Genomic DNA, 20,695 nt, shown 5'->3' with positions numbered 1-20,695 from the left:
CGGGCCGTCCCTTCGGGGGCGGCCTTTTCGCTTGTGGCGCCGTAACGGTGAGTATTTGGAAAACGGTGAAGGCTGATGCCGCGCCGGCGGCAGCCTGGCCTATTCCTCGGCGCAATACCACATGGTGCCACCCACGGCAGCCGAGCCGATCACCAGCGAGCCGACCGCCACCGGCGAGGCGGCCACGCCCATGGCCGCCGCCCCCGCCGCCTCGAGCGTGCCGACCATCTGGCCCGAGCTCGCCGCCAGGATCGCGGCGCCGGGCCGCTGCGTCACCGCGTCATAGCCCGCCACCGCCAGCGCGTTGGCGTTGCGGAAGGTCGCCTGCCGCGCCGAGTTCACCCGCTCGCAGAAGGTCTTGCGGCACAGCGCATTACCCTTGCGCGGGCCTTTCTGCGCGCCGATATAGGTGTCGTTCTGCTTGTCCCAGAGCAGGCAATAGCTGCCGTCGTCGGCCATCTGGTTGCGCCGCAGGATCTCACGCAGGGTGATATAGCCGGGACACGAGATCCGCCCCCAGCCCGAAAAGTTCTTTTCCATCCGCCCGACATTCCGGCGAAATTCGGCATCGCGGACATAGTTGATCTCAGTCTTTTCGCCCGCGATGGAGGTCTCGCAGGTCCAGAGCCGCTCGTCCCTGGCGGGCTTCTCCTGCGCCGCAACCGGCAGCGCCAGCACCACCATCAAAACCGCCACAAGCCGCATCGCATCCTCCGAGATTTGCCCGTGGAGCTCTCATTCCAGACCGCAGGCAGGCGCTGCAATCCACAGGATCGTTACCGGCCCCGGTTGTGGCCTTGGGGGCACGGCCCTCGCCTTCTCTGTTGTCCAAATACCCCTGCGGCCGCGCCGCAAAGGAAAAGGCCGCCCCCGAAGGGACGGCCCTGAAGCCCAGCGATCCCGAAAGGATCAGTTCTTCGCGTAGAATTCGACGACCAGGTTCGGCTCCATCTGCACGGCATAGGGCACGTCGCCCAGGGCCGGAGTGCGCACGAAGGTCGCGGTCATCTTGTTGTGGTCCACTTCCAGGTAGTCCGGCACGTCACGCTCGGCCAGGCCAACCGATTCCAGCACGATGGCCAGCTGGCGCGACCGCTCGCGGATCGAGACGACATCGCCCTCTTTCACGCGATAGGAGGCGATGTTCACGCGCTTGCCGTTCACCTCGACATGGCCGTGGTTCACGAACTGGCGGGCGGCAAAGATGGTCGGCACGAACTTGGCGCGATAGATCACCGCGTCCAGGCGGCGCTCCAGCAGGCCGATCAGGTTCTCGCCGGTGTCGCCCTTGACACGCTCGGCTTCGGCATAGATGCGGCGGAACTGCTTTTCGGTCAGGTCGCCGTAATAGCCCTTGAGCTTCTGCTTGGCGCGCAGCTGGGTGCCGAAATCCGACAGCTTGCCCTTGCGGCGCTGGCCGTGCTGGCCCGGGCCGTATTCGCGGCGGTTGAGCGGCGACTTGGCGCGGCCCCAGATGTTCTCGCCCATGCGGCGGTCGATCTTGTACTTGGCAGCGGTGCGTTTGGTCATCGCTGATCTCCTTCTTTCACGTTGTCGAAGGGCGTTGTCCTCTGGCAAGATGCCTGACAGGGTTCCCCTTGCGGGGTCCACCAACACCAATGAAGCGGCGCTTATAGCCGCCCCGCGCCCGGAGTCAAGCACCCCTTGAGCGGCGGCCCCGTTGCTCCTAAATGAGAGACAGCGAACAGAAAAGGCCCGAGATGTTTTCGATCCCCGGCAAATCCCCCGTGACCATCACCCAGGCGGCCGAGCGGCAGATCGCCCGGCTGATGGCCCAGAAATCCGCCAGCGGCCTGCGCATCGGCCTGAAGAAGGGCGGCTGCGCCGGCATGGAATACACCATGGAGCTGGCCGAGACCGCCTCGCCCGGCGACGAGGTGGTCGAACAGGGCGAGGCGCGGGTGCTGATCGCCCCCACCGCGCAGATGTTCCTGTTCGGGACCGAGATCGACTATGAGACCGGCCTCTTGGAATCCGGCTTCAGGTTCCGCAACCCCAATGTCACCGACAGCTGCGGCTGCGGCGAATCGGTCAACTTCGCGCCGCTCGAAGGCTCGCGCGCCAAGGCCTGAGGGTTTTTCCGGCGCGTTAGCGCCCACATCGCCCTGCCCGTCTTGATCGCGCGAAATCCCCGGCCTAATCCCCTGTCAGACCAAGACAGAGGGAGAGGCTGATGGCCCCGCGCAAACTCGCCGCCGGCAACTGGAAGATGAACGGAACCCTGGCCTCGCTGGCCGAGATCGATCGGCTGCTGGCCGATCACCCGGCGTCCGGCTGCGACGTGCTGATCTGCCCGCCCGCAACGCTGATCCAGGCCATGGCGGCCAAGGGCATCGCCACCGGCGGCCAGGATTGCCATGCGAAAGCCTCGGGCGCCCATACCGGCGACATCGCCGCCCAGCAGCTGAAGGACGTGGGCGCAAGCCATGTCATCCTCGGCCATTCCGAGCGCCGCACCGACCATGGCGAGACCGACGCCCAGGTCGCCGCCAAATCCGTCGCCGCGCATGAGGCGGGCCTGGTCGCGGTGATCTGCGTCGGCGAGACCGAGGCGCAGCGCGATGCCGGCGAGACCCTCGATGTGATCGCGGCCCAGCTTGCCGGCTCGGTTCCGGATGGCGCCACGGCGGCGAACACGGTGATCGCCTATGAACCGGTCTGGGCCATCGGCACCGGCCGCACGCCGACCTCCGACCAGATCGCCGAGGTCCACGCCCTGATGCACGAGCGCCTGTCCGCGCGCTTTGCCGACGGCGCCGACATGGCCCTGCTCTATGGCGGCTCGGTCAAGCCCGGCAATGCGGCCGAGGTCTTCGCCATCCCGCATGTGAACGGCGCGCTGGTCGGCGGTGCCAGCCTCAAGGCGGCCGATTTCGGCCCGATCATCGCCGCGCTTTCCGCAGCGTAACGCCCGCGACAAGAACGCCATTCCATCCGGCCGGCCCGGTTTGGAATGGCATCGCCCTTTTGCGGGCTACCTGCCCCTTGCCAAGCCCGGCCCGCCGGGCATAGGTCTCGCCTGACATTCAAGGCAAGGGCGATGACAGGGTCGGCAATCTCATTTCAGGGCGTGACGCGCCGCTATCCGCAAAAGGGCGGCAGCGACGTGGTGGCGCTGCACGACATCTGGCTGGACGTGCCGCAGGGCGCGATCACCGGCATCATCGGCCGGTCCGGCGCCGGCAAATCGACGCTTCTGCGCATGGTGAACGGGCTGGAGCGTCCCAGCGCCGGCAAGGTGATCGTGAACGAGCGCGACGTGGGCGCCGCCTCGGACGCCAGCCTGCGCCGCATCCGGCGCGAGGTCGGCATGATCTTCCAGCATTTCAACCTGCTGGCCAGCCGCACCGTTGCCGAGAACATCGCCCTGCCGCTGGAGATCGCCGGAGAGGACCGCGCAAAGATCGCGCCCCGTGTCACAGAGCTGATCGAGCGCGTCGGCCTGACCGCGCAGGCCGGGCGCTATCCGGCCGAGCTGTCTGGCGGGCAAAAGCAGCGCGTCGGCATCGCCCGGGCGCTCGCCACCGGCCCGCGCGTGCTCTTGTCGGACGAGGCCACCTCGGCCTTGGACCCCGACACTACCCGGCAGGTGCTGGAGCTTTTGCAGCGCATCAACCGCGATCTTGGCCTGACCATCCTGCTTATCACCCATGAAATGGCGGTGGTGCGCGACATCTGCTCGCATGTGGCGGTGATCGAGGGCGGCCGCATCGTCGAGACGGGCGAAACCTACGAGGTGTTCTCGAAACCCGCGCATCCCACCACGCGCTCCTTCCTGACCGGGGTGACCGGCGTCGCGGTGCCGCAATTCGTCGCCGGCCAGATGCGGGACGCGCCGCAGGGCGCCGAGGCCGAGGCGGTGGTGCAGATCACCTTCATCGGCAGCCATGCCACCGACCCGATGCTGGCGCGGCTGACCTCGGAACGCGGGGTCAGCGTCAACATCCTGGCCGGCGCCATCGAGGAGATCGGGACGAAACCCTTCGGCAGCCTGATCGTCGCCCTGCCCGCCGCGCGGCTCGAGGAATCGCGCCGCTTCCTGGAAGAACACGGGCTTCTGACCGAGGTGCTTGGCTATGTCGGCTAACCTGATCCCGATCCTCTGGCAGGCGACGCTGCAAACCCTCTACATGGTCGCCCTGTCCACCCTGCTCGGCACGCTGATCGGCGGGCCGCTGGGCGTGTTCCTCGCCACCTCGCGCCGGGGCGAGCTGCTCTCGGCACCCTGGCTGAACACGGTGCTGGGCCTCGTCGTCAACGCGGCGCGCTCGACGCCCTTCATCATCCTGGTGGTGGCGATCATCCCCTTCACACGGCTGATCGCCGGCACCTCGATCGGCACCACCGCCGCCATCGTGCCCTTGACCATCGCCGCCGCCCCCTTCATCGCCCGGCTGATCGAGACCGCCATCCGCGAGGTCGATGCCGGCCTGATCGAGGCCGCCCGGGCCATGGGCGCCACGCCCATGCAGATCGTGCGCAAGGTGCTGATCCCCGAGGCCATGCCCGGCATCATCCTGGGCCTGACGCTCGCCGTGGTCAGCCTGATCGGCTATTCGGCCATGGTCGGCGCGGTGGGCGGCGAGGGCTTGGGCGATCTCGGCATCCGCTACGGCTACCAACGCTTCATGCCCGAGGTGATGCTCGCCGTCGTGGTGATCCTGATCGTGCTGGTGCAACTGGTGCAATCGGCCGGCGAATGGATCGCCGCCCGTTTCGACAAGCGCGCGCCCCGCAACCGGGGCCGATAACCTGAAAGGACCAAGACCCATGCGCAAATTCAGCCTCGCGCTCACCTCGGCGCTCGCCCTCGCCGCCGGCATGGCCGCGGCCGAGGAAATCAAGGTCGGCGTCTCGCCCGGCGAGCATGGCGAGATCATGGAAGAGGTCGCCAAGGTCGCCAAGGACAAGGGCCTGACCATCGACATCGTGGAATTCACCGATTACGTGGTGCCGAACCAGGCGCTGGCCGATGGCGACCTGCAAGCCAACAGCTTCCAGCACCAGCCCTATCTGGACAACCAGATCAAGGACCGCGGCTTCGCGCTGGTCAGCATCGCCAAGACCATCACCACCCCGATGGGCGTCTATTCGCAAAAGCTGAAATCGCTGGACGAGCTGCCCGACGGCGCCGGGGTCGCGATCCCGAACGACCCGACCAATGGCGGCCGCGCGTTGTTGCTTTTGCAGGACAAGGGCATCGTCACGCTGGCCGACGGCACCGGGCTGACCCCCTCACCGCTGGACGTGACCGGCAACCCGAAGAACCTCAAGTTCCTGGAACTCGACGCCGCGCAATTGCCGCGCGCGCTGGCCGATGCCGACATCGCCGTGATCAACACCAATTACGCGCTGGATGCCGGCCTCAACCCGAACCAGGACGCCATCGCCATGGAAAAGGCCGACAGCCCCTATGCCAACATCATCGTGGTGCGCCAGGGCGACGAAGACGCCGCTTGGGCCAAGCAACTGGTCGAGGCCTATCACGACCCGGCGGTGAAGCAGTTCATCGAGGAGAAATACCAGGGCGCCGTCATCCCGGCCTGGTGATCTTCACCGTTTTCCAAATACTCCGGGGGAGTCGCGGCACGCGACGGGGGCAGAGCCCCCACCCCGCGCCACAAGGAAACGCCCCGCCGGTCAAGCGGGGCGTTTGCTCATTCCGGCCTCATGCTGCCGGTCCGGCGCAGCCGGTCGTGCCAGGACAGCGCCTCCTCGATCAGATGCGGCGTATGCCCGCCGCGCGCCAGCGCCCGGTCGTGGTAATCCGCCAGCCCGTCGCGCCATTCCGGCGCCACGCAATTCTGCAAGACCAACCGCGCCCGCTCGCGCGGCGCAAGGCCACGCAGATCGGCCAGGCCCTGCTCGGTCACCAGGATATCCACGTCATGCTCGGTATGGTCGACATGGCTGACCATCGGCACCACCGAGGAGACGGCCCCGCCCTTGGCCATGGATTTCGTCACGAAGACCGACAGATAGGCGTTCCTCGCGAAATCGCCCGAGCCGCCGATGCCGTTCATCATCTGCGTGCCCATGACATGGGTCGAGTTCACGTTGCCGTAAAGATCGAATTCCAGCGCCGTGTTGATGCAGATCAGGCCCAGCCGCCGCACCACCTCGGGATGGTTCGAGATCTCTTGCGGGCGGAGCACCAGCCGGGGCTTGAACTCGTGGAACCGCGCCATGACGTCGCGGTATTTCGGCGCCGACAGCGTGATCGAGGAACCCGAGGCAAAGACCATCTTGCCGGCATCCATCAGGTCGAAGGTCGAATCCTGCAGGACTTCCGAATACATCGTCAGGTCGTGGAACGGGCTGTCGATGAAGCCGTGCAGCACCGCATTGGCGATGGTGCCGATGCCGGCCTGCAGCGGGTGCAGGTGGCTGGGCAGCCGGGACTGCGCCACCTCATGCTTCAGGAATTCGGTCAGGTGGCCGGCGATGGCCCGGGTCTCGGCATCCGGATCCAGCACGGTCGAGGAACTGTCCAGCTTGGTCGAGACGACGATGGCCGCGATGCGTTCGGGCGGCACCGGGATGAAGGGAAAGCCGACCCGGCTTTCCGGCGTCACCACCGGGATCGGCGTGCGGGTCGGGCGATAGGTGGGGATATAGATGTCGTGCAGCCCCTCCAGCGCCTCGGGCTGGCTCAGGTTGATCTCGACGATCACCTTTTCCGCCAGCAGCGCGAAGCTGGCGGAATTGCCGACCGAGGTGGTAGGGACGATGCCGCCGGTCTCGGTGATCGCCACCGCCTCGACGATGGCGATGTCCACCGGCGGCAACTGTCCGGTGCGCAGCTGCTCGACCGTCTCGGACAGGTGCTGGTCGATATACATCACCTCGCCGGCATTGATCGCCCGCCGCAACGCCGGGTCGGACATGAACGGGATGCGGCGCGACAGCACCCTGGCCTCGGCCAGCGTCTTGTCGAGATCGTTGCCCAGCGACGCCCCGGTCATCAGCGTCACCTTCAGCGGCTGGGCCTTGGCGCGCTCGGCCAGCGCCAGGGGCACCGCCTTGGCCTCGCCGGCGCGGGTAAAGCCCGACATGCCCAGCACCATGCCGTCGCGGATCAGGCTGGCGGCCTGCTCGGCGCTGACCACGCGCTCGCGCAGGGCCTTGTGGCGGATGCGGTGAAGGTAATCCTCGGTCATGGCTGTCTCCCTCAACTCCCGCGAGGATTAGAGGCATCGTGCAGAACTGACAAATCAACCCTGCCATGCACGCAAGGAAAGGCCGGCCCAAGGGCCGGCCGTCGCAAGATCGTTTCGCGCGGGATCAGTGGCGCCGGCCCACCGACCAGGCCCCGTCGCCCAGCAATGCCAGCGACACCATGGTCACGGCCCAGAGCACCGGATATTCCCAGCCGCCACCCGGATTGCTGAAGGTGAAGCCCGCGCCGCCATGGCCGAACCAGGCCGCGCCCAGCAGCACGGCGGCCAGCGCCAGGGCGACCTGCCGGGTAAAGATGCCGGCGATCAGCGCCAGCCCGCCCAGGATCTCGGCCAGCATGGTCAGCGGGCCAAGGATGCCCGGCAGGCCGATAGACTGGAAATAGCCGGCGGTGCCCGAGGGCGTGAAGACCAGCAGCTTGATCAGGCCGTGGACCAGGAACCAGATCCCGGTCGAGACCCGCAGGATGAAGGCGGCGATATCGGCATTGCGCTCGGCCAGGGCCGGGGCGCTTTGGCTAAGGTCGGTCATGATGTGTTTCCTTGCAACTGTTCGCGTGTTCGTTGCCCGACAGATAGCCCTTGGCGATTGTCGCGAAAATTGCCATATTTATGGAAATATTATCGCCAATTCGAGGATGGAATGGACAGGATCGACGGCATCCGCGCCTTTGTCGCCGTGGTCGATGCCGGCTCGTTCACCCGGGCGGGCGAGCGGCTGGGGATCTCGAACAAGCTGGTCAGCAAATATGTCGCGGCGCTGGAGGGGCAGCAGGGCATCACGCTGCTGAACCGCACCACCCGCGCCCTGTCGCTGACCCCCGCGGGCGAGCGTTACCTTTCGGCGGCGCGCCGGGTGCTGGCGGCGGTCGAGGAACTCGACGCCCAGGCCCATGCCGAGGAAGGCGTCCTGACCGGGCGGCTGCGCCTCACCGCCCCGGTGGCCTTCGGCGAGATGTTCGCCACCACCCTGACCCGAGACTTCACCGCCGGCCATCCGGGGATCGAGATCGACCTGAACCTGACCGACCGCTATGTCGATCTGGCGGCCGAGGGCTTCGACCTGGCGCTACGCATCGGCCAGCTTGCCGATTCCAGCCTGATCGCCCGCCGCATCGGCCAGGCCGAGGCCTGGGCGGTGGCGAGCCCCGCCTATCTGGACAGGCATCCGCGCCCCGCCCGCCCCGAGGACCTACGCGAGCATGTGAACATCCGCGACAGCAATACGCAGAATCCCGGCCGGGCGATCTTCCTGATCGAGGGCAAGGCGGTCAGCATCCCCCTGCCCGGCCGCATCACCGTGAACAGCGCCCAGGCCGTGCGGCAACTGGTGCTGGAGGGCGAGGGCGTGGCGCTGATCCCCAGCTTCGTCGTGGCGCAGGACGTGGCCCAGGGCCGGCTGCAACGGCTGCTGCCGGATTTCCTGCGGCCGCAGCTGGATATCCAGGCGCTTTACCTGCCGCAGCCCTTCATGCCGCCGCGGCTCTCGGCCTATCTGGACCACCTGCGGACGGCGCTCAGCCCGCTGCTGAAAGCACCACGCCCGGATTCATGATGCCCAGCGGGTCCAGCGTGGCCTTGATCGCCCGCATCGCCTTGAGCCGCGCCGGATCGCCCCAGCGTGCCAGATCGCCGGTCTTCAGCCGCCCGACCCCGTGCTCGGCCGAGAAGGAACCGCCGCGATCCACCACCATCTGATGCACCAGTTGCGACAGCGCCTTGCGCCGGTCGTCGTAATCCGCGCGATTGCGGCCCGGCGCCGGGAACAGGTTGTAATGCAAGTTGCCGTCGCCCAGATGGCCGAAACAGTTGATCCGCACCCCCTCGCCCGCAAGCCGCTCGCCGGCATCGCGGATGAAGCCGGCGATTTCCGACAGCGGCAGGCTGATGTCGTGGCTGGCGACGGCGCCGATGCGGCGGTTCGCCTCGGGGATATGTTCGCGCAGGTGCCAGAAACCGGCCGCCTGCGCCCCCGATTGCGCGATCACACCGTCGGTGACCAGGCCGCGCTCCATGGCGTCCACCAGCAGCCCCTCCAGCGCCGCCTCGGGGGCCAGTCCCTCGGGCAGGCCGACCTCGATCAGCACCGACCATTCCGCGCCGGGCAAGGGCTGGCGGATCTCGGGCAGCATTTCGGCCAGGAAGGCCAGCCCCTGCCCGCCGATCAGCTCGAAGGCGGTGACGCCGCCGGCCATGCGCCCCTCGGCCAGCGACAAGAGCGTCAGCGCCGCCTCGGGCGAGGGCACCTGAAGCATGGCGGTGCCGATCCCCGGCGGCGGCACCACCAGCTTGAGGCTGGCCGCGGTGACGATGCCCAGCGTGCCTTCGGCCCCGATCAGCAGGTCGCGCAGGTCGTAGCCGGTATTGTCCTTGCGCAGCCGCTTCAGGTCGTGGACGACCGAGCCGTCGGGCAGCACCGCCTCGATGCCCAGGCACAGCGCGCGGGCCGTGCCATAGCGCAGCGCGGTGACGCCGCCGGCATTGGTCGCCAGGCAACCGCCGATAGCCGCCGTGCCCTGGCTCGCCAGCGACAGCGGGAACAGCCGGCCCGCAGCCTCGGCCGCGTCGCGCACGGCTTGCAGGGTCATGCCGGACTCGGCCACCAGCACGTTCTCCTCGGGCCAGATGCCGCGCAATGCGGTCATCCGTTCCAGCGACAGGATCAGCGGCGGCGGCCCCTCGGGCATCACCTGGCCCGCAACCAGCCCGGTGCCGCCGCCGCGCGGCACGATGGCGACGCGGGCCTCGGCGCAGGCGCGGACCACGGCGGCGACCTCATCCGTGCTGCGCGGCGCGGCGACCAACCCCGCCCGGCCGAGATAGCGCCCGCGCGGTTCCTCCAGATAGGCGGGGGTCACCTCGCGCAGCACGCCGTCGGGCAGCGTCGCGGCCAGGCTGTCATCGGCGGGATTCAGCATCAGCGCACCTCGGTCTTGCCGCGCCGGTCGTGGCGCAGGTTGGCGTAGAGCACATGGTTGCGCCAGCGGCCGTTGATTTGCAGATAGCTTTGCGCCACGCCTTCATACTTGAACCCGGAACGTTCCAGCACCCCGCGAGAGGGGGTGTTCTCGGGCAGACAGGCAGCCTCGATCCGGCTCAGGTCCATCTCGCCGAATGCGTGCTGCACCAGGGTTCCGATAGCCTCGCGCATATAGCCCTGCCGGGCGAAGGGCTGGCCGATCCAATAGCCGATGGTCGCCGATTGCGCCGGGCCGCGGCGGATGTTGTCCAGCGTGATCGCGCCCAAAAACGTGCCGTCGCGCCGGATCAGGAACAAGGGCAGCGCCGTGCCGTTGCGGCTGGCGCGCTGCGCCCAATAGACCCGGTTGGTGAAGCTGCGCTTGGTCAGGTGATCGGGCGCCCAGACCGGCTCCCACGGGGTCAGGAAGGCGCGACTTTCGACGCGCAGCGCCACCCAGGACCCGAAATCCGCATGCGCCGGCAGGCGCAGCACCATCCGCTCGGTTTCCAGGCGCGGCGGACGGCGGCGCGAAAACATCAGGCGGCAAGCCTTTCGGCCAGAACCTCGCGCGTCGGCGCCCCGGCCACCGGCCCGTAAAGCGCCAAAGCCGGGCGGGCATGGGCGATCAGATGCTCGGCATGGGCGCGGATATGGGCGACGGTCACGGCGTCGATGCGCTCGGCCACCTCGGCGGGATCGGGCACCCGGCCCCAGATCGAGAGCGAGCGCGCCATGCGCTCGGCCTGGCCCGTCGGGCTTTCCAGCCCCATCAGCAGCCCGGCCTTGAGCTGCGCACGCGCGCGGGCCACCTCGGCCTCGGTCATGTCCTCGGCCGAGCGTTTCAGCTCGTCCACGGTCAGCATCGCCAGGTCGGCGATCTGCTCGCCCGAGGTGCCGGCATAGATCGTCACCATGCCGGTATCGTCGTGGAAACCGCTTTGCGCGAAGATCGAATAGCACAGGCCCTTTTCCTCGCGCAGCTTCTGGAACAGGCGCGAGGACATGCCGCCCCCCAGCGCCGAGGTCCAGATCTGCGCGGCATAGAAATCCGGCGCCTGATAGCCCGGCCCCTCGAAGGCCAGCGCGAAATGTGCCTGCTCCAGCCCCTTGACGCGGCGCGCCTCGGCGCCCTGCCAGCGGGCGGGCTCGCGCGTGGTCAGCTTGCGGGCGGCGAGACCGCCGAAGATCGCCTCGACCTGACGCAGGATGCGGTCGTGATCCACCGCACCGGCGGCGGCGATGATCATGCGTTCCGGGCCGTAATGCTCACCGATGAAGCCGGACAGGTCGGCGCGGTCGAAACGGCTGACCCGCTCGGCCGGGCCCAGGATGGTGCGGCCCATGGGCTGGTCGGGATAGGCCGCCTCTTGCAGCCAGTCGAAGATCACGTCGTCGGGCGTGTCCAGCGCCTGGCCGATCTCTTGCAGGATCACGCCGCGCTCGACCTCGATCTCGCGCTGGTCGAACACGGGGTTCATCACGATGTCCGAAATGACGTCCAACGCCAGTTCCACGTCCCCCGCCAGCACCCGCGCGTAATAGGAGGTCACGTCGCGCGAGGTATAGGCGTTGATATAGCCGCCGACATTCTCGATCGACTCGACGATTTCCAGCGCGCTGCGCCGCGCCGTGCCCTTGAAGGCCATATGCTCCAGGAAATGGGCGATGCCGTTCTGCTCGGCGCGCTCGTCGCGGCAGCCGGCATTGACCCAGATGCCGATGGCGGCGGAATGCAGGCCGGGCATGTCGCGGCTGACGACGCGCAGCCCGTTGGGCAGGGTGCTGATGCGGATCTGATTCAAGCTGTTCTCCGTTCAAGGATCAGCGATTTAATGGCCTCGGCGTCGTTTGCAATACGGGTGATGCGCTCGTCTCGCTCGAACAGGTCGGCCATATGCGGCGGCAGAGGCGGGCGGATGCCCACGGCCGCCTCGACCGCATCGGGGAATTTCGCCGGATGCGCGGTCGAAAGGCTGATCATCGGGACGCCGGGACGGATGTGCTCGCGCGCCACCTTCACGGCGACGGCGGTATGCGGGCAGATCACCTCGCCCGTTTCCTCGCGGATGGTGGCGATCATCGCCGTGGTCTCCGCCTCCGAGGCGCGGCCCGACACATAGGTCTCGCGCAGTTGCTGCAATGCGCCCTGGCTGATGGCGAAGCCGCCGGATTTCAGTTCCTCCATCAGCCGCGACACGGCGTTGCCGTCGTGGTCATAGGCCAGCCACAGCGCGCGCTCGAAATTCGAGCTGACCTGGATGTCCATCGAGGGGCTGATCGAGGGCTCGACCGTGCCGACGCGGTATTCGCCGCTGCTGAGCGCCCGGTGCAGGATGTCGTTCTGGTTGGTGGCGACGACCAGCCGGCCGATGGGCAGGCCCATGGTCTTGGCGATGGAGCCGGCGAAGACATCGCCGAAATTCCCGGTCGGCACGGTGAAATCCACCTCGCGCCGCGGCGCGCCCAGGCTGACGGCGGCGGTGAAGTAATAGACGATCTGCGCCAGTACCCGCGCCCAGTTGATCGAGTTCACGCCCGCGAGCCCCACCGTGTCCCGGAAATCGTGGTCGTTGAACAGATCCTTCAGCCGCGCCTGGCAGTCGTCGAACGTGCCGTCCACCGCCAGCGCGTGGACGTTGGCGTCGGCCGGCGTGGACATCTGCCGGCGCTGCACCTCGCTGACCCGGCCATGCGGATACATGATGAAGACATCGACGTTGGACAGGCCCCGGAACGCCTCGATCGCGGCCGAGCCGGTATCGCCCGATGTGGCGCCCAGGATCGTGACCCGCTGCCCCGAGCGCGCCAGCGCCAGCTGGAACAGCTGGCCGATCAGCTGCATGGCGAAGTCCTTGAAGGCCAGGGTGGGCCCGTGGAACAGCTCCAGCAGGTGATGGCCCGGCGCAAGCTGGACCAGCGGCGCGCGGGCGACATGATCGAAGCCCTGGTAGGCGCGGGCGATGGCATCGCGCAGCTCGGCATCGCTGAAGCTTTCGCCGACGAAGGGGCTGGTGACGCGCCGCGCGACCTCCTCATAGGGCAGGCCCTCGAGGCGGGCGATCTCCTCGGCCGAGAACATCGGGATCGCCTCGGGCAGATACAGGCCGCCGTCCCGCGCCAGCCCGGTCATCATCGCCTGTTCGAAGTCCAGGACCGGAGCCCGCCCCCGAGTCGAAACGTAACGCATCGCGTCCCCCTAGAATTGCCGCTGCCTGATACGCCAGATCAGCGCCACTGTCATCCCTGCCCAAACCGCAGCGATCATGAACCATTGCACGGCATAGCTCAGGTGGTTGTTCGGAATGCCCTCGACCGCGACCGGGATCGGCTGCACGCCCTGGGCGTCGCCGCGAACCTCGGCCGCGACGACGAGGATCGGTTCGGTCCCCAGCTGCGCGGCCATGGCGGGCACGTCGCGGGCGAACCAGACGTTCTCGGCCAGGTTGGGCTCGGGCGTGGCGCTGCCCTTCTCGTCGGGCCAGTGCAGGTTGCCCGCCACCTCCAGCCGCACCGGCGGGCGCGGATCGCGCTTGTGGTCCTGATCGACGAAGCCGCGGTCCAGCAGGATCTTGCGCCCGTCATCGGTGACGAAGCCCGAGACGACCTGATAGCCGCCGCCCGCCTCGCGCGTGCCCGACAGCACGTCGATCTCCTCGCCGGTGGTCTGGCCAGAGACCAGCACCGGCAGGTATTTCATCGACGGGTCCACCGCCGCCGGCAGGGGCACGGGCGCACCCTCGATCCTTTGCTGGATCTGCGCGATCAGCCCCTCTTTCCAGTCCAGCCGCTGAAGTTGCCACATGCCCAGCGAGATCAGGATGGCGCAGCCCAGCACGCCGAGGATCAGCGGGAACAGGTAACGGCGCATGGGCGGGCCTCCAAAGCAAACGGCGCGGGAACATCTGCCCCGCGCCGTGGAAATGTCTGTCGGGATCAGCGGCCCCAGATATAGATCACGACAAAGAGGAACAGCCAGACCACATCGACGAAGTGCCAGTACCAGGCGGCGGCCTCGAAGCCGACATGCTGCTGCTGGGTCATCTGGCCCTTGAGCAGCCGGATCAGGCAGACGAACAGGAAGATCGTGCCGATGATGACATGGGCGCCATGGAAGCCGGTGGCCATGTAGAAGGTGCCGGCATAGACCGTGTCGGCCAGGCCGAAGGCGGCGTGGCTGTATTCATAGGCTTGCAGCCCGGTGAAGCAGATGCCCAGGATCACCGCGACAATCAGGCCGTTGATCGTGGTCTTGCGGTCGCCCTCATGCACGAAGGCGTGGTGCGCCCAGGTCACCGCGACGCCCGAGAGCAGCAGGATCAGTGTGTTGATCAGCGGCAGGTGCCAGGGGTCGAAGGTGACGATGCCCTCCGGCGGCCAGACGCCGTCCTTGATCGGGCTGTCCGGCCCCATCGGATACATGGCATTCTTGATGAAGGCCCAGAACCAGGCGACGAAGAACATCACCTCGGACATGATGAACAGGATGAAGCCGTATTGCAGGCCGATGCGCACCACCGGGGTATGCTCGCCCGACTCGCCCTCTTTCACGACATCGACCCACCATCCGAACATGGTGTAGAGCACGCCGGCCAGACCGATCAGGAACATCCACGGCCCTTCGACCGGAAGCCCGAGGACCGTGATTCCCTTCATCCAGGCGACCGCGCCAGTCAGCATCACGAAGGCGCCGATCGCGCCGAGGAAGGGCCAGATCGAGGGCGGCAGGATCTGATAATCGTGGTTCTTTACATGGGCCATGGCTGCGTTCCCGGCTGTTGCTGGTTCTTGTTGCTCAGTTTACGGTCGGTTCCGTTTTCGCGTCCAACGCCGCCTGTTTCGGCGCGGGCGGATCGGTCCGGTGGAAGGTATAGGACAGGGTGATGTCGCGGATCCGGCCCGCGTCGCGGTCATTGACCAGATCGGCATCGACGAAGAAGCTGACCGGCATCTCGACCCGCTCACCCGGTTGCAGGGTCTGCTCGGTAAAGCAGAAACATTCGATCTTGTTGAAGAAATAGCCGGCGGCATCGGGCGCCACGTTATAGCTGGCGGTGCCGGTGACGGGCTGGTCGGTATTGTTGACCGCCTCGTAGAAGGCGATGGCGTTCTCGCCGATCTTCAGTTCCATCTCGCGCTGCATCGGCCGGAAGGTCCAGCCGAGATTGCTGTCCGCATTGGCGTCGAAGCGCACGCGGATCTTTTCGTCCAGCACCGTGTCCGAGGCGGCCTCGGCCACGTTGGTGGTGCCGGCAAAGCCGGTCACCTTGCAGAACCAGGAATAGAACGGCACCGCCGCCCAGCTCAGCGCGCCCATCAGCACCACGACACCGGCCAGCATGGCCACGGTGCGGGTGTTCGACCTCGGTTTCCCGCTCATTGGCTCCCCTCCTGCGCGGCGCCCTGCTCGGCCGCCGGCGTGCCCGGCGCGGCCACGGGCGCGTCGTTCGGCGCCGATGGGCTCGGATCCTTGGGCAGCATCGAGGCGCGCGGGCGATGGTCATAGCCCTGCATCATATCGCCCTGGGTGATCTTGACCACCGACAGGCCGAAGACCAGCACCACGAAGGCCAGCAGCACGACCAGCAGGCCGATATTGCGGCTGCGCCGACGCTTGTGCAGTTCATGTTCGACCGGGGGCAACATCACCATCCTCCGACCCAATGCTGCACCAGCAGCGCCAGGAAATGCAGGAAGGTGTAATAGAGCGACAGGCGGAAATACCGCTTCTCGACCTTGTAGCCATCGGCCTGGGCCTGATCCTCGCTGCGGCGCAGGATCTGCCAGCCGCCGGCGATGAACATCAGGTTCAGCACCGCTGAAACCGCGAGATAGAGCGGTCCGCCGACCGAGGTGAAGCCCAGCCAGATCGCAAAGGGCGCCAGCACCAGCGTATAGGCGAAGATGTGGCGGCGCGTCACCCTGCGACCATGGGTCACGGTCAGCATCGGCACGCCGGCCTTGGAATAATCGTCCTTCATGAACAGCGCCAGCGCCCAGAAATGCGGTGGCGTCCAGAAGAAGATCAACGCGAACATCAAGAGCGACTCGATGCCGATGCCGCCGGTGGCGCAGGCCCAGCCGATCATCGGCGGGAAGGCCCCGGCCGCGCCGCCGATGACGATGTTCTGCGGCGTCGAGCGTTTCAGCCAGATCGTATAGACCACGGCATAGAAGAAGATGGTGAAGGCCAGGAACCCGGCTGCGAACCAGTTCGCCGCCAGCCCCAGCATCATCACCGACAGACCGGAAAGCGCGATGCCGAGCGCCAGCGCCTCGTCCGAGGTCACACGGCCAGCGGGCACGGGACGGCCCGCGGTGCGCTTCATCACCGCGTCGATATCGGCGTCATACCACATGTTGAGGGCACCCGAGGCCCCGCCCCCCAGCGCGATGAACAGCACCGCGCAGAAGGCGACGAAGGGGTTGACCGGCTGCGGCGCGATCCACAGCCCGACGAAGGCCGTGAACACCACCAGCGACATGACGCGCGGCTTCAGAAGCGCGACATAGTCCCCGAAGCCCGCCTCTGCGGGCCCCTCATATGCGTTGATATCGGCCACGGCCCGACCTTACTCTGCCGAGGCCAGCTTGACGGGCTTGGCCGGCAGGTAGTCCGAGGCGTCGGCGGCGAATTCCTCTTTGGCGCCGGCAAGCCAGGCGTCGTATTTCTCCTGGCTGACGGCCTTCACCACGATGGGCATATAGGCGTGGTTGATGCCGCAAAGCTCGGAGCATTGGCCGAAATAGACGCCCTCCTGGTCGACCGAGAACCACAGCTGCGCGATGCGGCCCGGCACGGCATCCTGTTTGACGGCAAAGGCGGGCACGGTCCAGGCGTGGATCACGTCGGTCGCCGTCACCTGCACCAGGACCTTCTTGCCGACCGGGACCACGACCGGGTTGTCGGTGGCCAGCAGGTACTCGTCCTCGGAATAGCCGGCATCGGCCAGGGCCTCTTTCTCCAGCATCAGCGCATCGAAAGCGACGCCGTCATTGGGATATTCATAGGACCAGTACCACTGGTGGCCGATGGCCTTGATGACCAGGTCCGGGTCGTTGGGCATCTCCTGGCTGCGGAACAGGATCGGCAGCGAGAAGGCGCCAATGGCGACCAGGATCAGCACCGGGACCAGGGTCCAGATCACCTCGATCGGGGTATTGTGGGTAAAGCGCGCCGGCACCGGATTCGCCCGGCGGTTGAAGCGGACAATGCAGATCAGCAGCAGAAGGCAGACGAAGATCGTCACGGCCGTGATGATGTAGAGCACGAAATGATCCAGCCATTGCTGGTCATGCGCCAGCGGGCTGGAGGCCGGCTGGAAGCCCATCCCCCCGTTCACCGGCTTGCCGATCACCGGCAGGTCGCCCAGCACATCCTGCGCCAAGGCCGGCACGGCCGTCATCGTCGCAACTCCCAGGCTCATCACCGCCGCCACCCCGCGGCGCTTGGTCGCAATTGCCATCATCCCATCCCGTTGCCTATCATGCCACCGGCAGGCCCCTGTCGCGGAGCCCCCAGCATTCGGTCCTGCACCAGAACCATATCTTACCCCGACGGGCAAGCCATACCTATCGACTTCTTGTCAAAAAAGCCCTAGGCGGGACTTCATGACAAGGACCGGTTCCATGACAGACGCTTCGTTTTCGCCCTTTCGGACGCATCTCGATCAGGACCGCGCGCTGCGCATCCTGCGCGACGCCTTGGCCGGCGCGGATGATGGCGAGCTTTTCCTGGAACGCTCGCGCTCCGAGGCGCTGGTCTTCGACGACGGCCGGCTGCGCACCGCGAGCTACGATGCCGAACAGGGCTTCGGCCTGCGCGCCGTGCGCGGCGAGGTCACCGGCTATGCCCATTCGACCGAAATCGACGAGGCCGCGCTGAAGAAGGCCGCCGAGACGGTGCGGCTGGCCGTCGGCGCCGGCGGCGGCACGCTGGCCCTGCCACCGGAGGGCGAGATCCGGCCACTCTATGCTGCCATCGACCCGGCCGTGGACGTGCCCTTCGCCGCCCGCGTGGCGCTGCTGCGCGAGATCGACGCCTTCGCCCGCGGGCTGGACCCGCGCGTGGTGCAGGTCTCGGCCAGCATCGCCACCTCGGTGCAGGAGGTGGCGATCCTGCGCCCCGAAGGGGGGCTTGCCACCGACATCCGGCCGATGGCGCGGCTGAACGTCTCGGTCATCGTCGAATCGAACGCGCGACGCGAGTCCGGGACCGCCGGCGGCGGCGGGCGCATCGGCCTGGCCGGCCTGGTCGCGCCCGAGCACTGGCAGGAGCTGGTGCGCGAGGCGCTGCGCATCGCCCTGGTCAACCTGCGCTCGGTCCCGGCGCCCGCGGGGGTGATGGACGTGGTGCTTGGTCCCGGCTGGCCCGGCATCCTGCTGCACGAGGCCGTGGGCCATGGGCTCGAGGGCGATTTCAACCGCAAGGGCCATTCCGCCTTTGCCGGGCTGATGGGCCAGCGCGTCGCGGCGCCGGGCGTGACCGTGGTGGATGACGGCACCATCCCGGACCGGCGCGGCTCGATCTCGGTCGATGACGAGGGCACGGCGCCCGGCCGCAACGTGCTGATCGAGGACGGGATTCTGGTCGGTTACATGCAGGACCGGCAGAATGCCCGGCTGATGGGGGTCGCGCCGACCGGCAACGGGCGCCGGCAAAGCCATGCCCACGCCCCGATGCCGCGCATGACCAACACCTTCATGCTGGCAGGCTCCGAGGATCCGGCCTCGATCCTCGCCGGGCTCGAGGACGGCATCTATGCCGTCGGCTTCGGCGGCGGGCAGGTGGACATCACCAACGGCAAGTTCGTGTTCTCCTGCACCGAGGCCTATCGGGTCAGGAACGGCCAGGTCGGCGATCCGATCCGCGGCGCCACGCTGATCGGCGACGGCGCCACCGCCTTGCAGCAGATCCGCGCCATCGGCAACGACCTGTCGCTGGACCCGGGAATCGGCAATTGCGGCAAGCAGGGGCAATGGGTTCCGGTCGGCGTCGGCTTGCCCACCCTGCGCATCGGCGGGCTGACCATCGGCGGCTCCGCGGCCTGAACAGGCGCGATTCCGAGGGGTTGGAAGAATTCTTGGGCGGCTAACCCATTCTTAACCATTGTCATGCCATGACTCGGCCTGCGGATGAGGCAGAGGCATGGAACATGATGGCAAGACCGCTTTCTTCGGACCCCCACCATACCCCACCCAGCCCCAAAGGGGACGGGCTTGCCGCTCTGCGCCTCATCCGCTCGCGCCGGGTCGGGCCGGCGACCTTCCACCGGCTGCTCGGCGAGCATGGCTGCGCCGAGGCGGCGCTGGCCGCCCTGCCCGGCATCGCCCGCGCCGCGGGGATCGAGGATTACAGCCCCTGCCCCGCCTTCGTGGCCGAGGCCGAGATCGCGGCCGGCCACCGCGCCGGCGCCCGGCTGCTGGCCTGGGACGACCCGGATTATCCCGCCCTGCTGCGCGAGGTGGCCGAGGCTCCGCCGGTGCTGTGGCTACGCGGCGACATGGCGGTTCTGGGACGCATGCCGGTGGCGGTGATCGGCGCGCGCAACGCCTCGTCCCTGGGCCTGCGCATGGCGCGGGGCATGGCCGCGGGCCTGTCGCAATCGGGCACGGCGGTCATCGCGGGACTGGCCCGCGGCATCGACACCATCGCGCATGAAGCGGCACTGCCTGGCGGCACCATCGCGGTCATGGCCGGCGGCATCGACATGATCTATCCCGCCGAGAACGCCGCCCTGGCCGAGGCGATCTGCGAAACCGGGCTGCTGGTGACCGAGCAGCCGCCGGGAACCGAGCCGGTGGCCCGGCATTTCCCGGCCCGCAACCGCATCATCTCGGGCCTGTCGCGCGCCGTGGTGGTGGTCGAGGCGGCCTATCGCTCCGGCAGCCTCATCACCGCGCGCTGCGCCCTCGACCAGGGTCGCGAGGTGATGGCGGTGCCCGGCCACCCGATGGACGCCCGCGCCGGCGGCTGCAACGCGCTGATCCGCGACGGCGCCTTGCTGGTGCGGAACTCGGCCGACGTGCTGGCAGCGCTGCAATCGAACAGCCCCACAACCGCAAGGCCGGTTCTGGCCGCGCAGCCCGTGCAGGCCGCTCCTGCCCCGGTCGCCCCCACCGCGCCAGCGCCGGCGGACGAGCGCGTCAGGCAGCCGGCCGCCGTCGCCCGGCGGCTCGCGGAGCTGGGCCACGGCAGCGCCCGCAGGCCGGGGACGGACCGGCCGCGCGACGCGGGGGGACCGGTGAACCTCGAGGGGCGGATCCTGGCCCGCCTCGGCCCCAGCCCGACCGAGGAAAACATGCTGATCCGCGATCTCGGGGTGCCCGCCGCCGTCCTCGCCCCCGCGATCCTGGCGCTGGAGCTCTCGGGTCGGGTGCAGCGCATGGCCGGCGGCAAGCTGGCGCTGAGCGGCGGCTGAGCGGCCTGGTCCTGCACCGGAGGCCCTGGCCCGCAGCGGCCGGACGATCACGGGGCAGTCACGCGCTTGTTGGGGAACCGCTCCCCCCGCCGAAGGTTGACGAACGATCACGCGAC

22 protein-coding genes are annotated in these 20,695 nt (G+C 67.8%); 8 read left to right on the top strand and 14 right to left on the bottom strand.

Annotation, left to right across the window (positions count from 1 at the left end; translation table 11 throughout):
* Window positions 1–99: 99 nt before the first annotated feature.
* Window positions 100–705 carry a hypothetical protein gene (locus AQY21_RS25180; protein WP_058100327.1) on the bottom strand — a complete coding sequence of 202 codons (606 nt, stop codon included), beginning with the start codon at window positions 703–705 and terminating at the stop codon, window positions 100–102.
* A 204-nt stretch (window positions 706–909) separates the two neighbouring features.
* Window positions 910–1,530: a 30S ribosomal protein S4 gene (rpsD, locus tag AQY21_RS25175; RefSeq protein WP_011750529.1), complete on the bottom strand. Its 621-nt coding sequence runs from the start codon at window positions 1,528–1,530 to the stop codon at window positions 910–912.
* A 191-nt stretch (window positions 1,531–1,721) separates the two neighbouring features.
* On the opposite strand from rpsD, the gene AQY21_RS25170 reads away from it, so the two are divergent.
* From AQY21_RS25170 to AQY21_RS25150, 5 genes are all read left to right on the top strand, one after another.
* Window positions 1,722–2,093: an iron-sulfur cluster assembly accessory protein gene (locus tag AQY21_RS25170; RefSeq protein ID WP_058100326.1), complete on the top strand. Its 372-nt coding sequence runs from the start codon at window positions 1,722–1,724 to the stop codon at window positions 2,091–2,093.
* 101 nt (window positions 2,094–2,194) lie between these two features.
* Entirely contained in the window at window positions 2,195–2,929 is a 735-nt protein-coding gene (gene tpiA / locus AQY21_RS25165; RefSeq protein ID WP_058100325.1) for a triose-phosphate isomerase, read from the top strand.
* Between the two features lie 132 nt (window positions 2,930–3,061).
* On the top strand, window positions 3,062–4,108 hold the full coding sequence (locus AQY21_RS25160) for a methionine ABC transporter ATP-binding protein (RefSeq protein ID WP_058100324.1): 1,047 nt from the start codon (window positions 3,062–3,064) through the stop codon (window positions 4,106–4,108).
* Window positions 4,098–4,772, top strand: a complete 675-nt coding sequence (locus AQY21_RS25155) for a methionine ABC transporter permease (protein ID WP_058100323.1) — start codon at window positions 4,098–4,100, stop codon at window positions 4,770–4,772. Before AQY21_RS25160 ends, AQY21_RS25155 begins: the two co-directional genes overlap by 11 nt.
* A gap of 19 nt (window positions 4,773–4,791) precedes the next feature.
* Window positions 4,792–5,571: a MetQ/NlpA family ABC transporter substrate-binding protein gene (locus AQY21_RS25150; RefSeq protein WP_058100322.1), complete on the top strand. Its 780-nt coding sequence runs from the start codon at window positions 4,792–4,794 to the stop codon at window positions 5,569–5,571.
* Between the two features lie 107 nt (window positions 5,572–5,678).
* Here AQY21_RS25150 and AQY21_RS25145 read toward each other — a convergent pair whose 3' ends face one another.
* Window positions 5,679–7,181, bottom strand: a complete 1,503-nt coding sequence (locus tag AQY21_RS25145; protein ID WP_058100321.1) for an acetyl-CoA hydrolase/transferase family protein — start codon at window positions 7,179–7,181, stop codon at window positions 5,679–5,681.
* 124 nt (window positions 7,182–7,305) lie between these two features.
* Window positions 7,306–7,731: a DoxX family protein gene (locus AQY21_RS25140; protein WP_058100320.1), complete on the bottom strand. Its 426-nt coding sequence runs from the start codon at window positions 7,729–7,731 to the stop codon at window positions 7,306–7,308.
* 111 nt (window positions 7,732–7,842) lie between these two features.
* Here AQY21_RS25140 and AQY21_RS25135 point away from each other — a divergent pair, with 111 nt between their 5' ends.
* Window positions 7,843–8,754, top strand: a complete 912-nt coding sequence (locus AQY21_RS25135; RefSeq protein ID WP_058100319.1) for a LysR family transcriptional regulator — start codon at window positions 7,843–7,845, stop codon at window positions 8,752–8,754.
* Here the strand turns inward: AQY21_RS25135 and AQY21_RS25130 are convergent.
* From AQY21_RS25130 to coxB, 10 genes are all read right to left on the bottom strand, one after another.
* A complete protein-coding gene (locus tag AQY21_RS25130) occupies window positions 8,717–10,117 on the bottom strand; it encodes an FAD-binding oxidoreductase (protein WP_058100318.1) in 1,401 nt (466 codons plus the stop codon). The two genes, AQY21_RS25135 and AQY21_RS25130, sit on opposite strands and share 38 nt — an antisense overlap.
* Window positions 10,117–10,698, bottom strand: a complete 582-nt coding sequence (locus tag AQY21_RS25125; protein ID WP_058100317.1) for a GNAT family N-acetyltransferase — start codon at window positions 10,696–10,698, stop codon at window positions 10,117–10,119. Before AQY21_RS25125 ends, AQY21_RS25130 begins: the two co-directional genes overlap by 1 nt.
* Window positions 10,698–11,963, bottom strand: a complete 1,266-nt coding sequence (locus tag AQY21_RS25120) for a pitrilysin family protein (RefSeq protein ID WP_082658260.1) — start codon at window positions 11,961–11,963, stop codon at window positions 10,698–10,700. The genes AQY21_RS25125 and AQY21_RS25120 overlap by 1 nt, the downstream gene beginning before the upstream one ends.
* Window positions 11,960–13,348 (bottom strand): threonine synthase, encoded by a 1,389-nt coding sequence (thrC, locus tag AQY21_RS25115; protein WP_058100316.1) that lies wholly within the window; start codon window positions 13,346–13,348, stop codon window positions 11,960–11,962. Before thrC ends, AQY21_RS25120 begins: the two co-directional genes overlap by 4 nt.
* Window positions 13,349–13,357: 9 nt before the next feature.
* A complete protein-coding gene (locus tag AQY21_RS25110; protein WP_058100315.1) occupies window positions 13,358–14,029 on the bottom strand; it encodes an SURF1 family protein in 672 nt (223 codons plus the stop codon).
* Window positions 14,030–14,094: 65 nt separating this feature from the next.
* Window positions 14,095–14,919, bottom strand: coding sequence for a cytochrome c oxidase subunit 3 (locus AQY21_RS25105; protein WP_058100314.1), 825 nt, complete (start codon window positions 14,917–14,919; stop codon window positions 14,095–14,097).
* A 34-nt stretch (window positions 14,920–14,953) separates the two neighbouring features.
* Entirely contained in the window at window positions 14,954–15,538 is a 585-nt protein-coding gene (locus AQY21_RS25100; RefSeq protein ID WP_058100313.1) for a cytochrome c oxidase assembly protein, read from the bottom strand.
* Complete coding sequence (locus AQY21_RS25095; RefSeq protein WP_058100312.1) at window positions 15,535–15,804, bottom strand: hypothetical protein; 270 nt, start codon at window positions 15,802–15,804, stop codon at window positions 15,535–15,537. Before AQY21_RS25095 ends, AQY21_RS25100 begins: the two co-directional genes overlap by 4 nt.
* A complete protein-coding gene (gene cyoE / locus AQY21_RS25090) occupies window positions 15,804–16,721 on the bottom strand; it encodes a heme o synthase (protein ID WP_058100311.1) in 918 nt (305 codons plus the stop codon). Before cyoE ends, AQY21_RS25095 begins: the two co-directional genes overlap by 1 nt.
* Window positions 16,722–16,730: 9 nt before the next feature.
* Window positions 16,731–17,627 (bottom strand): cytochrome c oxidase subunit II, encoded by an 897-nt coding sequence (gene coxB / locus AQY21_RS25085; protein WP_058100310.1) that lies wholly within the window; start codon window positions 17,625–17,627, stop codon window positions 16,731–16,733.
* Between the two features lie 160 nt (window positions 17,628–17,787).
* On the opposite strand from coxB, the gene tldD reads away from it, so the two are divergent.
* Window positions 17,788–19,209: a metalloprotease TldD gene (gene tldD, locus AQY21_RS25080; RefSeq protein WP_058100309.1), complete on the top strand. Its 1,422-nt coding sequence runs from the start codon at window positions 17,788–17,790 to the stop codon at window positions 19,207–19,209.
* Window positions 19,210–19,313: 104 nt separating this feature from the next.
* Entirely contained in the window at window positions 19,314–20,579 is a 1,266-nt protein-coding gene (gene dprA, locus AQY21_RS25075) for a DNA-processing protein DprA (RefSeq protein WP_065169988.1), read from the top strand.
* The last annotated feature ends 116 nt before the right edge of the window (window positions 20,580–20,695 follow it).

It is taken from the genome of Paracoccus sp. MKU1, from assembly GCF_001447385.1.
GTDB lineage: Bacteria > Pseudomonadota > Alphaproteobacteria > Rhodobacterales > Rhodobacteraceae > Paracoccus.
This window is presented reverse-complemented; position numbering and strand designations above follow the sequence as displayed.